Origin of the sequence: Thauera sp. 2A1 (assembly GCF_009469595.2) — a bacterium.
Taxonomy (GTDB): Bacteria; Pseudomonadota; Gammaproteobacteria; order Burkholderiales; family Rhodocyclaceae; genus Thauera.
Genome location: NZ_SSXV01000016.1, coordinates 103,941 through 117,957 on the forward strand (window position 1 = coordinate 103,941; position 14,017 = coordinate 117,957).

The 14,017-nt window shown below is 66.9% G+C and carries 14 protein-coding genes and 1 tRNA gene; 4 read left to right on the plus strand and 11 right to left on the minus strand.

Annotation, left to right across the window (positions count from 1 at the left end):
• The first annotated feature begins 10 nt into the window (after positions 1-10).
• Positions 11-2,770, plus strand: coding sequence for a phosphoenolpyruvate carboxylase (gene ppc / locus GH664_RS14955; protein ID WP_153168879.1), 2,760 nt, complete (start codon positions 11-13; stop codon positions 2,768-2,770).
• Positions 2,771-3,090: 320 nt separating this feature from the next.
• Positions 3,091-4,248 (plus strand): GTP cyclohydrolase II, encoded by a 1,158-nt coding sequence (gene ribA / locus GH664_RS14960; RefSeq protein ID WP_153168880.1) that lies wholly within the window; start codon positions 3,091-3,093, stop codon positions 4,246-4,248.
• Positions 4,249-4,329: 81 nt separating this feature from the next.
• Here the strand turns inward: ribA and GH664_RS14965 are convergent, their stop codons facing one another.
• Positions 4,330-5,157, minus strand: coding sequence for a creatininase family protein (locus GH664_RS14965; RefSeq protein ID WP_153168881.1), 828 nt, complete (start codon positions 5,155-5,157; stop codon positions 4,330-4,332).
• 344 nt (positions 5,158-5,501) lie between these two features.
• On the opposite strand from GH664_RS14965, the gene GH664_RS14970 reads away from it, so the two are divergent.
• A complete protein-coding gene (locus GH664_RS14970) occupies positions 5,502-5,705 on the plus strand; it encodes a hypothetical protein (RefSeq protein ID WP_228111546.1) in 204 nt (67 codons plus the stop codon).
• A 33-nt stretch (positions 5,706-5,738) separates the two neighbouring features.
• Here GH664_RS14970 and GH664_RS14975 read toward each other — a convergent pair whose 3' ends face one another.
• The gene (locus GH664_RS14975; RefSeq protein WP_228111547.1) at positions 5,739-6,164 is read right to left on the minus strand and encodes a hypothetical protein; all 426 of its coding nucleotides are present in this window, start codon (positions 6,162-6,164) and stop codon (positions 5,739-5,741) included.
• Positions 6,165-6,531: 367 nt separating this feature from the next.
• Here GH664_RS14975 and GH664_RS14980 point away from each other — a divergent pair, with 367 nt between their 5' ends.
• Positions 6,532-6,867 (plus strand): H-NS family nucleoid-associated regulatory protein, encoded by a 336-nt coding sequence (locus tag GH664_RS14980; protein WP_153168883.1) that lies wholly within the window; start codon positions 6,532-6,534, stop codon positions 6,865-6,867.
• Positions 6,868-7,157: 290 nt separating this feature from the next.
• Here the strand turns inward: GH664_RS14980 and GH664_RS14985 are convergent, their stop codons facing one another.
• The 9 genes from GH664_RS14985 to GH664_RS15025 form a co-directional block, all read right to left on the minus strand.
• Positions 7,158-7,571, minus strand: coding sequence for a nitronate monooxygenase (locus GH664_RS14985; RefSeq protein WP_269468954.1), 414 nt, complete (start codon positions 7,569-7,571; stop codon positions 7,158-7,160).
• A gap of 130 nt (positions 7,572-7,701) precedes the next feature.
• Complete coding sequence (locus tag GH664_RS14990) at positions 7,702-8,655, minus strand: HNH endonuclease (RefSeq protein ID WP_153168884.1); 954 nt, start codon at positions 8,653-8,655, stop codon at positions 7,702-7,704.
• Positions 8,656-8,721: 66 nt separating this feature from the next.
• On the minus strand, positions 8,722-8,991 hold the full coding sequence (locus GH664_RS14995; protein WP_153168885.1) for a hypothetical protein: 270 nt from the start codon (positions 8,989-8,991) through the stop codon (positions 8,722-8,724).
• A 352-nt stretch (positions 8,992-9,343) separates the two neighbouring features.
• Positions 9,344-9,419, minus strand: a tRNA-Ala gene (locus tag GH664_RS15000).
• Positions 9,420-9,473: 54 nt separating this feature from the next.
• A complete protein-coding gene (locus GH664_RS15005) occupies positions 9,474-10,565 on the minus strand; it encodes an L-threonylcarbamoyladenylate synthase (protein ID WP_256219475.1) in 1,092 nt (363 codons plus the stop codon).
• On the minus strand, positions 10,562-11,716 hold the full coding sequence (locus GH664_RS15010) for a 5-(carboxyamino)imidazole ribonucleotide synthase (protein ID WP_153168887.1): 1,155 nt from the start codon (positions 11,714-11,716) through the stop codon (positions 10,562-10,564). The genes GH664_RS15005 and GH664_RS15010 overlap by 4 nt, the downstream gene beginning before the upstream one ends.
• A 10-nt stretch (positions 11,717-11,726) precedes the next feature.
• Positions 11,727-12,218 (minus strand): 5-(carboxyamino)imidazole ribonucleotide mutase, encoded by a 492-nt coding sequence (purE, locus tag GH664_RS15015; RefSeq protein WP_153168888.1) that lies wholly within the window; start codon positions 12,216-12,218, stop codon positions 11,727-11,729.
• 10 nt (positions 12,219-12,228) lie between these two features.
• A complete protein-coding gene (gene folD, locus GH664_RS15020) occupies positions 12,229-13,104 on the minus strand; it encodes a bifunctional methylenetetrahydrofolate dehydrogenase/methenyltetrahydrofolate cyclohydrolase FolD (protein WP_153168889.1) in 876 nt (291 codons plus the stop codon).
• A 73-nt stretch (positions 13,105-13,177) separates the two neighbouring features.
• On the minus strand, positions 13,178-13,798 hold the full coding sequence (locus GH664_RS15025; protein WP_153168890.1) for an indolepyruvate oxidoreductase subunit beta: 621 nt from the start codon (positions 13,796-13,798) through the stop codon (positions 13,178-13,180).
• Positions 13,799-14,017: the final 219 nt, after the last annotated feature.

Here is a 14,017-nt window from a genome sequence, read left to right on the forward strand (position 1 = left end):
AGATCCAATTTTGGAACCTGACAAGGACCAGGCCCTGCGTGACGATGTGCGCCTGCTCGGACGCCTGCTCGGCGAGACCGTGCGCGACCGCGAAGGCGATGCCGTTTTCGACACGATCGAACGCATCCGGCGCGATTCCATCCTTTTTCGGCGCGACGACGACCTCGCCGCCCGCATCGAACTGGAGAGCACGCTCGATGCGCTGTCGCCCGAAGACACCCTGCATGTGGTGCGGGCGTTCAGCTATTTCTCGCACCTGGTCAACCTTGCCGAGGACCAGCATCACATCCGCCGCTCGCGCGCCCACCTGATCGCCGGCTCGGCGCCGCGCGAGGGCAGCCTCGCTCACGCGCTGCAGCGCGCTTTCGATACGGGCATGGATGCCGCTGGCCTGTGCGACTTCCTGTCCTCGGCGCTGATCATGCCGGTCCTCACTGCGCATCCGACCGAAGTCCAGCGCAAAAGCATCCTGAACTGCCAGACCGCCGTCGCACGCCTGCTGGACGAGCGCGACCGCCTGGCGCTGACGCCCGAAGAGCAGCGCGACAACGAGGACGCGCTACGCCGCGGCATGCTGACACTGTGGCAGACCCGCATGCTGCGGCCGGCGAAGCTGTCCGTGGTGGATGAGGTCGCAAACGGCCTGAGCTATCACGCCACCACTTTCCTGCGCGAGATTCCGCGCCTCTTCGAAGCCGTCGAGGACGAACTGGCCGCGCGCGACGAGCGTCTGGCCGGTCGCGAACTGCCCGCCTTCCTGAAGGTGGGAAGCTGGATCGGCGGCGACCGCGATGGCAACCCCTTCGTCACTGCGTCCATGCTGGAGCGTGCGCTCGCCATGCAATGCGAGCGCGCGCTGGACTTCTACCTGGACGAGTTGCAGATCCTCGCCTCCCAGTTGTCACTGGCCTCTCAACTGGTCACGGTGTCCGATGAACTGATCGCGCTCGCCGATGCGTCGCCCGACAGTTCGCCGCATCGAAGCGACGAACCCTATCGTCGTGCGCTGGCCCATGCGCGCGCGCGGCTTGCCGCCACGCGGCTGCGCCTGCTGGGCAGCGCGCCGGCCGATGCAAGCCTGGTGTCGGCGCTGGGCGCCGTCGATCCCTACGACAGCGCCGACGCGCTCGCTGCAGACCTCGACATCGTGCATCGCTCGCTGCTCGCCAACGGTTCGGCGGACCTCGCGCGCGGCCGGTTGCGGCGCATCCGGCGGGCAGTCTCGGTGTTCGGTTTCCACCTCGCGCCGATCGACCTGCGCCAGAACTCCGAGGTGCATGAACGCGTGGTCGCGGAACTGCTCGAAGTCGCCCATCCCGGCACCGCCTACCTTGACCTTGATGAACCGAGCCGCATTGCCCTGCTCAGCGAGGAACTCGCCAGCGCGCGGCCACTGCAGTCGCCGCATGTCGGCTATTCGGACGAGACCGCCGCCGAACTGGCGATATTCCACGCCGCAGCCGAAGCGCACCGCCGCTACGGCGCGGAATCGGTGCCCAACTGCATCGTCTCGAAAGCCGCCGCGGTGTCGGATCTGCTGGAGGTTGCCCTGCTGCTGAAGGAAGCGGGCCTGCTCGACCCGCGCGCCGGCAGCCTGGCGGTGAACGTGATCCCGCTGTTCGAGACCATCGCCGACCTACAGGCAAGCGGCCCGGTGATGGACAGCCTGCTGGCCTTGCCGGCCTGGCAGCGGCTCCTGCCTTCGCGCGGGCACGCGCAGGAGGTGATGCTCGGCTACTCGGACTCCAACAAGGACGGCGGCTTCCTGACCTCGGGCTGGGAGCTGTACAAGGCCGAGATCGCGCTGGTGAAGGTGTTCCGCCGCCATGGCGTGCGGCTGCGCCTGTTCCATGGCCGTGGCGGATCGGTCGGGCGCGGCGGCGGGCCGAGCTACCAGGCCATCCTCGCCCAGCCGGGCGGCGCGGTGCAGGGCCAGATCCGGCTCACCGAGCAGGGCGAAGTCATCGCCGCCAAGTACGGCAATGCCGAAGTGGGCCGCCGCAACCTCGAAGTGCTGGTGGCGGCGACGCTGGAGGCGAGCTTGCTTCCGGGGGCCGAATCGGCACCGCCGGCCGTCTTCCTGACAGCGATGGACGAACTGTCGGCCGAAGCCTTCCTCGCCTATCGCGGGCTGGTCTATGAGACGGAGGGTTTCGAGCGGTATTTCCGCGAATCGACCATCGTCGACGAGATCGGCCAGCTCAACATCGGCTCGCGACCGGCGTCGCGCAAGAAGAATACCTCGATCGAGGATCTGCGCGCGATTCCCTGGGTGTTCAGTTGGTCGCAGTGCCGGCTGATGCTGCCGGGCTGGTTCGGCTTCGGTTCGGCGGTCACGGCCTACCTCGACAGGCATGGCAAGCATGGACTCGCCCGCCTGCAGGCCATGCACCGCGAGTGGCCCTTCTTCTCCACGCTGCTGTCGAACATGGACATGGTGCTGGCCAAGAGCGACATCGCCATCGCCAGCCGCTATGCGAGCCTGGTGCGCGATGCGGCGCTGCGCGAGGCGATCTTTGCGCGCATCCGCGCCGAGCATGAGGCGACCGTGTCGTCGCTGCTCGCCATCACAGGGGAGCAGGAACTGCTGGACGGCAATCCGCTGCTCAAGCGCTCGATGCGCAACCGCTTTCCCTACCTCGATCCGCTCAACCACGTGCAGGTCGAGCTGTTGCGCCGCCGCCGCGATGGCGACGACGACGAGCACATCGGCCGCGGCATCCACCTGTCGATCAACGGCATTGCAGCCGGACTCAGAAACAGCGGCTAGGCCGGTGCCGGCCCACGTGCGCCGGCACCCCACCACAGTAGCGCGGGCGCAGCTCGAAGGCTCCGCCCGCGTGCCGGTTTCCGGCGCACAAACGTCGACTTCCCGTCCCGCTCCGGCGAAACTTGTGTCTGTCCGCACGGACCAATCAAGATCAGGCTCTTGCAATCTGCAGCCCCTGCCCTCATCTGACACGAGTTTCCGAACATTCAAAGCTCATTCGCTCACGGTTCGACCGCTACTCGACAGCGACGCCGCCCGGCCTTGGCGGGCCCGCCGCGGTCGAGCACGCGAACCGGAATCCCAAGACTGGAGAACAAGACATGCGCCAAGCCGAGCGTGCCATTTTCGATCTGCGCCGCGGACTTCCCGTCCTGCTGCGCGATACCGCCGGCGACACGCTGGTGCAGGCGGTCGAGGGCCTGCACGACGAAGCTCTGGCGGCACTGCAGGCGCTCGGCGGGTCCGATGCGCAACTGATCCTGAGCCGCCACCGCATGGCCGCGATGGGCCATAAGGAAGGCCCCGACGTCGTCGCGCTCACCTTGCCCGTGCCACCGGACTGCGACAGGCTGCGCGAACTGGCCTGCAAGCGCGGCGCACAGTTGCCGGATGCGACCCGCCATACCGCCGGCTCTGCTGCCCAACGTGCGGCGATCAGGCTGCTCGGTCGAGCCCAGTTGATTCCTGCAGCCGTCGCCTGCTCCGTGGGCGCCAGCTGCGCGGATGCGGTCGCCGCGGCGGTGGCGAGCGGCAACCTGCTCGCAGTCAGCGCGGCCGAGGCGCTGCGCCTGTGCGAGAGCGGTTCCGGCACCCTGACGCGGATCAGTGAGGCACGCGTGCCGCTGGCCGAAGCCGAGAACAGCCGCTTTGTGCTGTTCCGCGAGGCGGACGGCGTGCATGAACACGTCGCCATCGTGATCGGCGATGCCTCGAAGTGGCAGGACGCGGTGCCGGTGCGCCTGCATTCCTCCTGCCTCACCGGCGACCTCTTCGGCAGCCTGCGCTGCGACTGCGGCGAGCAGTTGCGGCGTGGCGTGGCGGCGATCAACGCGAAGGGCGGCGGCGTGCTGCTGTACCTGTCGCAGGAAGGGCGCGGCATCGGCCTTGCCAACAAGCTGCGCGCCTATGGCCTGCAGGATAAGGGCCTGGACACCATCGACGCCGACCAGGTCATCGGCTTCTCGAAGGACGAGCGTAACTTCCGCATCGCCCACGACATGCTGCAACAGCTCGGCATCCACAAGGTGAAGCTGCTCACCAACAACCCGAGCAAGGTCGAAGCCCTGCAGCGCGCCGGCATCAACGTGGTGGCGCGCGAAGCCATCTACGGCGAAGTCACCGCGCAGAACCAGCGTTACCTGCAGACCAAGGCCAATCGCCACGGCCACTGGCTGCACGATCTGCTGGGCGAACAGGACGAACCCGAATCGAGCGAGCCTGAGCGCCTACCCTCGCCCGGTGCGGTGAGTCGCGCCTGAGGCTCACTCGGGGGGCGAAGGTGGCGGTCGGACAGGCACGCCACCGGCCCCCTCCTCCGCACCGCCTGCGAGCCGGATGCATCAGCACGGTTCCCAGCGCGGGCCGTGCTCGGCCAAGGCCGAGAGGTCGAAGTCTGCTGCCTCCTCGATGACGAGCGCCAGCGTCGCCGCAAAATGATCGACAAGCCGCGCACCGAGCGTGGCGTCCGCCAGCGTGGCGTTGCCGACCACCCCGGCCGGATTGAGATCCTGTGCCATCCAGCCGAAACCCGCCTGCCCGCCCGGGCGCAGCACGCGCCCAGCCATCTCGAGATCCTCGCCGAGCGAATGGAAATTGGCGAGGGTCTGTCTCCGAACCTTGTGCGGCGCCAGATGCAGCATCATCGCCGTCTCGAGCGCGCCGCCGTGAATGCCGTGGCGCAATTCCGCTGCCGGAATCGCCTCAGGCGGTGGCGCAAAGCGCAGGTAGTTTGCACGCACCACCAGCATGCGTCGGTCGGCGCGCAGCTTCAGTGCGGCCAGATCGACGATCGCGCTGTTGCCGCCGTGGCTGTTGAACAGCACCAGGCGGCGGATGCCTGCGCGCCGCACGCTCTCGCCCAGTTCGACGACGCTTGCGAGCGCGGTCTCCGGCGTGAGGCTCAACGTGCCGGGAAAAGCCGTGTGCTCCAGGCTCAGCCCGACGCAAAGCGGCGGCAGCACGCACCACGCCAGATTTGCCCGCAAGCATGACCGCGCCGCACACAGCAGGCCGAGCGCGATGTCCAGATCGGTCGACAATGGCAGATGCTCGCCGTGCTGCTCGATGGCCGCCAGCGGCAGCACCGCCACCGCATCGTCTGCCGCAAGCTGACCGATCTGGCGTGGGGTAAGCGCCTGCCACCAGGGCAGTGCGTCGTCGAAGTTCATGAGTCGCTCCTCGGGTTCTACGGGACGCGGATGATCGGCACCTGCCGCATTCGAAAGCGCCGACGCCTGCAACGCAATCGCGCGACTGCCGCGTTGCGAACCAACGTTGCAGCAGGCTGTCCCTGAGGTGACGAAAGTGCGCCCACAACGCCAGCTTGCCCTCACACCCTCGCACCGTGCCTATCGTGACTTTTGTCAATGCCAAGCCGGCCTGGTGAGGGTATAAGTTTGGCCGAACCTACCGGATCCCTACTGCCGATCGATCCCGACACCCGATGAAAAGTCACGTGACCGAGAATATCCTGCCCGCCAATCCCCGCTTTCATGTTCCCCGCGGCGACGGGATGTTTCAGCCCATTCCTTTCCTCTTCGTCACCGAGCGCATGCAGCAGGAAATCCTGCATGAGCGCGAGGCCATCCTGAATGCGCTGCCCTCGCGCGGCCGTGAGCAGCAGGCGAAGATCTTCGCACGCTACGATCCGAAGTCGAGCTTCGACGCCTTCCAGGACATCCTGCATCTGTTCGGCGTCGATCGCAGCCGCACCTGACTCGGCTGCGAGGCCGGCCGCAAGCGGTCTGGCTCATTCCAGCCAGCGGAGCACCATGCGGGCACCTCCACCGGGCTTCAGGTTTACCCAGTGCTCCTGGACGCGACCGTCATAGCTCGCGGTGACGCGGTAGCGACCGGCCGATGCCACATCGACGAGGCCGATCGGCCCGCAATCCGCTTCGGCGCGAAGATCGCGCAGCGGATCGTCGACGCGTGTGTGAACATCGGCCAGAAAGCCACCGTCGATGGTCAGGAACTGGATCATCAGCGCGCGCGAAGCCCCCTCAGCGCGCATCCGCGCGGCTTCATCCTCGCCGATGCCGCCACATTCGATGGCGATCGGCGCCCCCGCCACGTTCTCCCGCGCAAAGGCCTGTCCGTGCAAGGTGCCAAAGGCCACGCCCGCCACAGCCAGCAAGCGCGCCACCCGACGCATGCCGTGAATTCGATCCTGCATGTTCCTCCTCCAGTGCCTGCATTCGACATCTATATCATGATGATGCCGCGCCACGGTCGGCAGCGCAGCAACCGACTTTCGCGCTGCAGCACAACCTGCAGATCTGGCCCGGGCGGGCTGCCATGGCACGCATGGCAGCGGTAGAATGCCACGACGGCGCGAGAAGGCTGCGCCTGCCAGTCGGGCGGCGCAAAATCATCGCACAATGACGTCCCGCTCCGCGCGCGTCAGATCCTCGCATCCCCGCTTCACCTTGCCTCCTCCTGAAGCGACAAGGTTCTGTTTCAAGCTTCAGACCCACCTATTTTCGCGGCCCGCGGCAGCATCTCGCCTCGGGCAGTCGTAGATCATTTCTGATCAGACCACCATGCCATCCCGCGCCAGTCCTTCCCTGAGTGAATACTCCTTCGAACAACTCGAGGTGTTGCTCCAGGAAATCAAGTCCACAATCGCCGACAGGGAGGCGACGCCCGCGATCACTCCGCCCCCGCCCCCATCGGCGCCCGAGCTTCCATCCGCGCCCCTGCTCCCTCCGCCGCCTACAAAGGCCGCCGAAATCCGCTACATGCATCCGGCAAACCGCAACATGGCCTGGTCCGGCGAAGGCATCCAGCCAGAATGGATCGACGCCTATCTCGCCCAGGGCGGCTCATGGATCGCGCTGCGCAACACCGCAGAGAAACTCGCGCCGCGCAAGCGCTGAGTGCCCACTGCACCGCCCCAGGTGTCAGGCGTCACCGAATTGAAACGCCGCTGGCCGACACTGTGCGGGCCGGGTGGCCTGCCCCCGCTCCCGATCACCCCAGGAGTCGGCATGCCTGTTGTCAGCACAAATCAAGGTCGGTGTGAAGTCGAGCGCTATCGCGATGCCACGCTGCGCCTTTCAAAACTTCCCGGGGTGACGCGGCCATCATTCCGGTGCCGGAAATGCGGCAAGAGCCGGGGTGTGAATGGCCGCAGGCAGGTCGTCCGGGGAACATCGAGATTCGGCTATCACTGTGCCTTTTGTGCCCCTCCCGCGCAGCCCACTCGCGATGCAGCCGACTCGCGTGCTGCTGAAGCGTCCACTTCAGGGTAACGGACAGCGCCAGCGGCAGAGACCACGCGATTCAGCAGACTATCCGCGGCAAGCATCGCGCAAGGCAGCGAACCCAGGCCACCTGCATTCGACACGGCAATCGCCGGCGCGCCGCCCAGCAGCCCAGCCATCGGCGCCTGAATGATGGGCAGCTCGATACCGAGCATTCGCTGTAGCGTGGTCATCTGCGTTCCCTGGTCGTCTTGCCTGTCTGCAGCCTGCATCAACGACACGGCAAACCCCACGTGCAGACCTCCCTCCGGTTCAGCCTTCTGGTTGATGCGCAGGATGGTGCCGATACGCGGCTGCGGGTAGCCAATCGTGGACATCGAATCCTCGAAATTTGATTGCTCGACTCGAAATCCATTATCAATCCAGGGTTCCGCGAAGAGTCTATTCGAGAATTTGTTGTAACCACCGATCAGGCAGCACTGCAGGACAGGTCACGCCCCCGGTTCTTCACCTCTGCATCATCGCCATCCGCCACTCAATCGCCACCCGCTTCGGATACATGCGCGCCTCGCGTGGCAGGAACAACGGCTTGCCCTCCAGCTCAGTCAGCACGCGGTACTCGGGGACACGCCGATCGAGCGATGGACTGACGCGCCAACGGAAGTCGGTGTCCGGCGCGATGAGGTGACGGTCGAGCGCCCAGTGCATGTCGGGCGTCAGCGCCAGTCCATTGCGCGGATCGTCGTCGCCAGCCTGGCTGAAAGGATGGATGTGCGCTGCCTCGACCATCGCGGCCCCGTCGGGCAGCACCAGCCGCAAGCCGGTTGCAGCGCAGCGAAAGTCGTAGATCTCGGTTACGACGCGCCTGAACGCGGGATCGCGGACACAGCTCGGCGCCGCCTCGGCGGCGATCAGCGCAGGACCGCTGGAAGTTCGGAGCACGCGCTCGTAGTGATTGATCTGCCGCGTTCGCCCCACCACCGCGTCAAGATCCCGCAGGCCGCGGTCGAACCAGGTTTCGGCGAGCACCGCGCTCAGCGCATCGACCGCGAGCTCATCCTGCAGCAGTTCGAACAGCTCGCTGTCGAGTCTGGCATGATCGATGCTTTCCGTTACCTGCCTTGCCGTTCTCGCCGTGCTCATACCGGCGAGCACGGATTCGTGCCCGGGCCTGGGCTGAAGATGCCAGAAACTCTCGCCACCTCCGCGCAAGCTGCCCGCGAGGTGGAAGAAGGGAAAGTAGGGATTGGGATGGTCGCCCGCGCCCCGGACCGCTTTGAAGTACATCGCGTAGCGTTCGAGCAGCGGCGGGGCGTATTCGATGCGGTTCTGCGTGAGTGCACCGCCGCGCGCAAGATCAAGAACAGCGAGCAGCATGCAGATCTTGTGAGGGCTCGCACGGCCATGCGCGACATTGACCTTGAGGCGCCGGAACTGGTCGGCGTAGGCGGCAAGACTCATCACTCGGCCCAGTATTTCGCCTTGGCTGGCACGACCCAGCGCACACCGCCACGCGGATCCGGGACGTCACCCCGATAGCGCGGGATCAGGTGCAGATGGAGGTGCGGCACGGTCTGCGATCTCGAGCACCAACTGCACCCATGTCATGCCCACGAGCAGGGACCGGCGAGCCTCCTCGTCGAACAGCGCGAAATCCACCTCTGCCAGCACGACGCCGAGGGCGCTCTGTCCCTTGAACCGGTGTATGGGCTCGATCAGGGACTCGACCTCGGACCAGACGGACTCGCCGTTGGTCGTGAATTGCCCCTGAAACTTCTGCCACCGGAACGCCCCCAAGCCTCGGCTCCTTGACCAGGAGCGAGCGCCCATGATCGATCATTCCGATGCACGCCCTGACGAAGATCAGGATCCGCGGAAGCTGATGCGGAACGACCCTCCGAGGGCGGAGGATTTGGCGAAGCGGCTGGATGACGCACCATGCCCATGCAACGGCACCGCCGCCGACAATGTGGGAACTGGGCTGTGGGTGGTAAAGAGGGCGCCCACCGAATGTCACAGGGAATGGCGACCGAGCCGGACCACGTCTAGCGGTTCGGCATCAAGGCCCTACTCTGCAAAGACCTGCCGCACAAAGCAAAACAGCGCACCACACGGCCACGTGTAATGCGCTGCTCTTGCTAGGAATTCCTGGTGGACCGAAGGAGGATCGAACTCCCGACCTCTGCATTGCGAACGCAGCGCTCTCCCAGCTGAGCTATCGGCCCTGAAAGAGCGCGCATTATAGGCAAGCGCCCTGCGGATGTGAACCCCCCTTCGCTTCAGGTTTCGTCGTCTTCCGCGCCTGAGCCGACGGCGGCACGGCCGAGGCGGTCGGCGATGGCGGTCCACGCGGCGCCGGCGGGCAAGGCCTCGACGAGGATGAGGTCGACGCCCAGCGCATCAAGCACGCGCAGGTTCGCGTACAGATCGTGGGCGTAGGCGGCTGGCTGCGCAGGCGCGGCACGCCATGCCAGGCGGCCATCCTGCGGGTCGGCCATGGTGCTGGCCAGCACGGCGACGCGGCGGCCGGTGGCGGCCAGCTCGGCAGCGTCGCCTGCCAGCCGTGACGGTTCGACCAGGCGCAGCGGCGTTCGGGGCGCATAGTGCGCTGCGAGCGCGCCGGATACGCGCGGCGCCGCGGGCGCATTCATGTCACCCGACGCTCCAGCTTCGGCATGCATCCCGCCGCCCTGCTCCACCTCGCCGCGTACGCGCGGGCGTCGTCCGATGACGCGGGCGATGTCGTCAGCGGTGATCGCGCCGGGGCGCAGGATCTCGGGCACATCGCGCGAGAAATCGACGATGGTCGATTCGATGCCGACCGGGCAGGCGCCGCCGTCGAGGATCATCGCCACGCGCTCGCCGAGTTCTTCCTGCACATGCGCGGCGGTCGTCGGGCTGATGCGCCCGAAGCGGTTGGCGCTCGGCGCGGCGATGCCGGACCCGAAGACCTGCAGCAAGGCAAGCGCGATCGAGTGCGCCGGCACACGCACGCCCACCGTGTCCTGTCCGCCGGTGACTTCGTCGGGCACGTCGGCCTCGCGCTTGAGGATCAGCGTCAGCGGACCGGGCCAGAACGCCCTGGCGAGCGCGAGCGCATCCTTCGGGATGCTGGCCGCCCAGCGCGGCAGGTGATCCGCACTCGGAAGGTGCACGATGACCGGATGGTCTGCCGGGCGCCCCTTGGCCGCGAAGATCTTCTTCACCGCCTCCGGGTTGAGTGCGTCGGCAGCGAGGCCATACACCGTCTCGGTGGGCATGCCGACCAGATCCCCAGCCCGCAGCAGCCTGGCGGCAAGCTCGATGGCCACCAGCGTGGCCGGCTCGATGATGCCGCGCGCCGGAGAGGCGCTCTGCCCGTCCGCCATCATTCGTCCCGGATGCCGATCGCCGCACGCGCCTGCAAGGCACGCTGCAACACCGTCTCGGCATCGTCGCCGATCACGGTGAAGTGGCCCATCTTGCGCCCGGGGCGCGCGTGGTGCTTGCCATACAGGTGCAGGCGCAGGCCGGGTACGGCATGCAGCACGGACCAATCGGGCTCGCGATAGGCACCGCTGGCACGCCCCCCCTCGTGCCACAGCTCGCCAAGCAGGTTCACCATCACCGCTGCCGAGTGCTGGCGCGGCGCGGCGAGCGGCAGGCCGCACAGCGCCCTCACCTGCTGCTCGTACTGGCTGGCGTCGCAGGCGTCGATGGTGTGGTGGCCGCTGTTGTGCGGGCGCGGCGCCATCTCGTTCACCACCAGCTCGCCGCGGCAGACGAAGAACTCCACCCCTAGCGTGCCGACGTAGCCGAGCTTGTCGGCGATGCGCTCGGCGATCTCGTGGGCATTGTCCCGGAGGCAGGCGGAGGCGCGCGCCGGCGCGATGGTGATGTCGAGGATGCCGTTGCGGTGGCGATTCTCTCCGGTCTGGAAGGCGCGCACGTTGCCCGCTTCGTCGCGCGAGAGCACGACCGAGACTTCGTAGTCGAGCGTCAGCATCCGTTCCAGCACGCAGGGCTCGCCCTTGAAGTGCTGGAAGGCCTTCACCGCCTCGTCGCGGTCGGCGACACGTGCCTGGCCCTTGCCGTCGTAGCCGAAGCGCGCCACCTTGAGGATGGCGGGAAACAGCCCGGCGTTGGCATTACGGATGTCGTCCTCGCTGCGGATCACCGCGAAGGGGCCGTGCGGCAGGCCGTTGTCGGCGAGGAAGGTCTTCTCCGCGATGCGGTTCTGGCACACCGCCACCGCGCTCGCGGCGGGGTGCACCGGAATGAACTTCGCCAGATAGTCCAGCGTGTCGGCGGGAACGTTCTCGAACTCGGTCGTCACCGCCGCACACCCAGCGCCCAGCGTGTCGAGCGCAACATAGTCGTCGTAGCAGGCGACAAGGTGACGGTCGGCGATCAATCCTGCGGGGCTGTTCGGGTCGGGGTCCAGCACCCAGACCTTGTAGCCCATTTCGTGCGCGGCAGAAACGAAAAAGCGGCCGAGCTGGCCGCCGCCGAGCATGCCCAGGGTGGCAGGCGGAAGGATCATGATACGAATCTCAATCCAGGGTCATGTCGAGCACCGCCTGGGTCTGGCGGGCACGGAAATCGGCGAGCTTTTGCGCCAGGCCGGCGTCTTCATTGGCGAGCAGCGCCACCGCAAACAGGCCGGCATTTGCGGCACCCGCTTCGCCGATGGCGAAGGTAGCGACCGGGATGCCCTTGGGCATCTGCACGATGGACAGCAGCGAATCCTGACCCGACAGCGCCTTGGACTGCACCGGCACGCCCAGCACCGGCAGCGTGGTCTTGGCGGCGACCATGCCCGGCAGATGGGCGGCGCCGCCGGCGCCGGCGATGATCGCCTTCAGGCCGCGGCCGCGGGCGCCTTCGGCGTAGTCGAACATCAGGTCGGGCGTGCGGTGGGCGGAGACGACCTTCGCCTCGTAGGCCACGCCGAATTCCTCCAGCACCTTCGCGGCGGCCTTCATCGTCGGCCAGTCGGAATTGGAGCCCATGATGATGCCGACGACCGGCTTGGCTTCGCTCATTGCGCAGTCCTCACTTGCCTGCCGCGCGCGCACTGCGCTCGGCGGAAATCACGGTGTTTTCCAGCAGCATGGTGATCGTCATCGGCCCGACACCGCCGGGCACCGGCGTGATGGCGCCGGCAACTTCCCTGGCCGATTCGAAATCCACGTCGCCGCACAGCTTGCCGGCGTCGGGGCCGTCCTGCAGGCGGTTGATGCCGACGTCGATGACGGTGGCGCCCGGCTTGATCATGTCGCTGGTGACGAAGCGCGGTTTGCCGATCGCCGCCACCAGGATGTCGGCGCGGCGGGTGTGGAAGGCGAGATCCTTAGTCTTCGAGTGGCACACGGTGACGGTGGCGCCCGCGTTGGTGAGCAGCGTCGCCATCGGCTTGCCGACGATGTTGGAACGGCCAATCACGACCGCCTCGGCGCCCTGCACCGGCACTCCGACCGACTCCAGCATCTTCATGACGCCGTGCGGGGTGCAGGGAATGAAGGCCTCGCGGTTCTGCGACAGGCGGCCGACGTTTTCGGCGTGGAAGCCATCGACGTCCTTGCGAATGTCGATCGCCTCGAGCACCGCAGCCTCGTCGAACTGCGCCGGCAGCGGCAACTGCACCAGGATGCCGTGCACCGCCGGGTCGGCATTGAGCGCGGCGAGGCGCGCCATCACCTCCGCCGGATCGGCGTCCTGGGGGTAGTCGAAACGCAGGGAACGGATGCCCGCCTTCTCGCAGGCGGCAACCTTGTTGCGCACGTAGACGGCGGAGGCCGGATCGACACCCACCAGCAACACCGCAAGACAGGGCTGTACTCCGCGCGCGGTGAGCGCGGCGGCGCGATCGGCGATCTCGCCGCGCACGCGCGCGGAAAGAGCTTTGCCGTCAATGATGCGAGCCGTCATCAGGAGGCCTCGAGGAAAAGCTCGCAATTTTAACAGCTTCCACGCGGCAACGAGTACCGCGGGCGCGCTGTTCTCAGCCGACCATCGCCACCGGCGGTGCCTCGCCCGCCGCGACGGCCCGGCGGCCGCGCTCGAAGGCCTCGCGGTTGACCTCGACCAGTTGCGGCTTGCGCACACCAAAACGCGCGAGCACCGCGTTCAGCAGGACGTCAGCCGGGAACGGCAGGCGGTCGGCGATGGCGCCGAGCATGACGGTGTTGCCCAGCCGGATGTTGCCCAGTTCCTGCGCCACGGCGCTGGCGTCGAAGGCATGAACTTCGATGCCGAGGGCGCGAAGCTGCGCGATCGGGTCGTCCGGATAGTCATACAGGCCGATATTGACGATGGGCGGCACCAGGCGCCCCAGGTTGACCAGTGCGGCGCCGCCCGACTTCAGCATGTGCGCCCAGCGCAGCGCCTCGGCAGCTTCGAAGCCGACCAGCAGGTCAGCGTCGCCGGGCATGATCTGCGGCGACAACACCTGCGGGCCAAAGCGCAGGTGCGACGTCACCACCCCGCCGCGCTGGCTCATGCCGGCCACCTCGGTCTTCTTCACGTCGTAGCCGAGCGACAACGCCGCTTCAGCGAGGATCTCGGTGGCGGTCATCACGCCCTGGCCGCCGATGCCGCACACGAGGATGTTGGTGATGGTCATCGCGACTCCTCAGAGCCTGAGAAGCATTTGATTTCCGCAAGCCGAGTAACTGACATGCGATGAGACCCAGTGGCGCGCGATGCGCAGGTGCTGTGGGGTGTTCGAGGCCCAGCCAAGCGTCTGTGAGGGCAGATCCGGGGTCTTCAGGAGGCGGGTTTTCATTTCGGGCACCTCTTATGCCAGCGCTGCGGCGATTTTGGACGCACCGCTACCTCGACC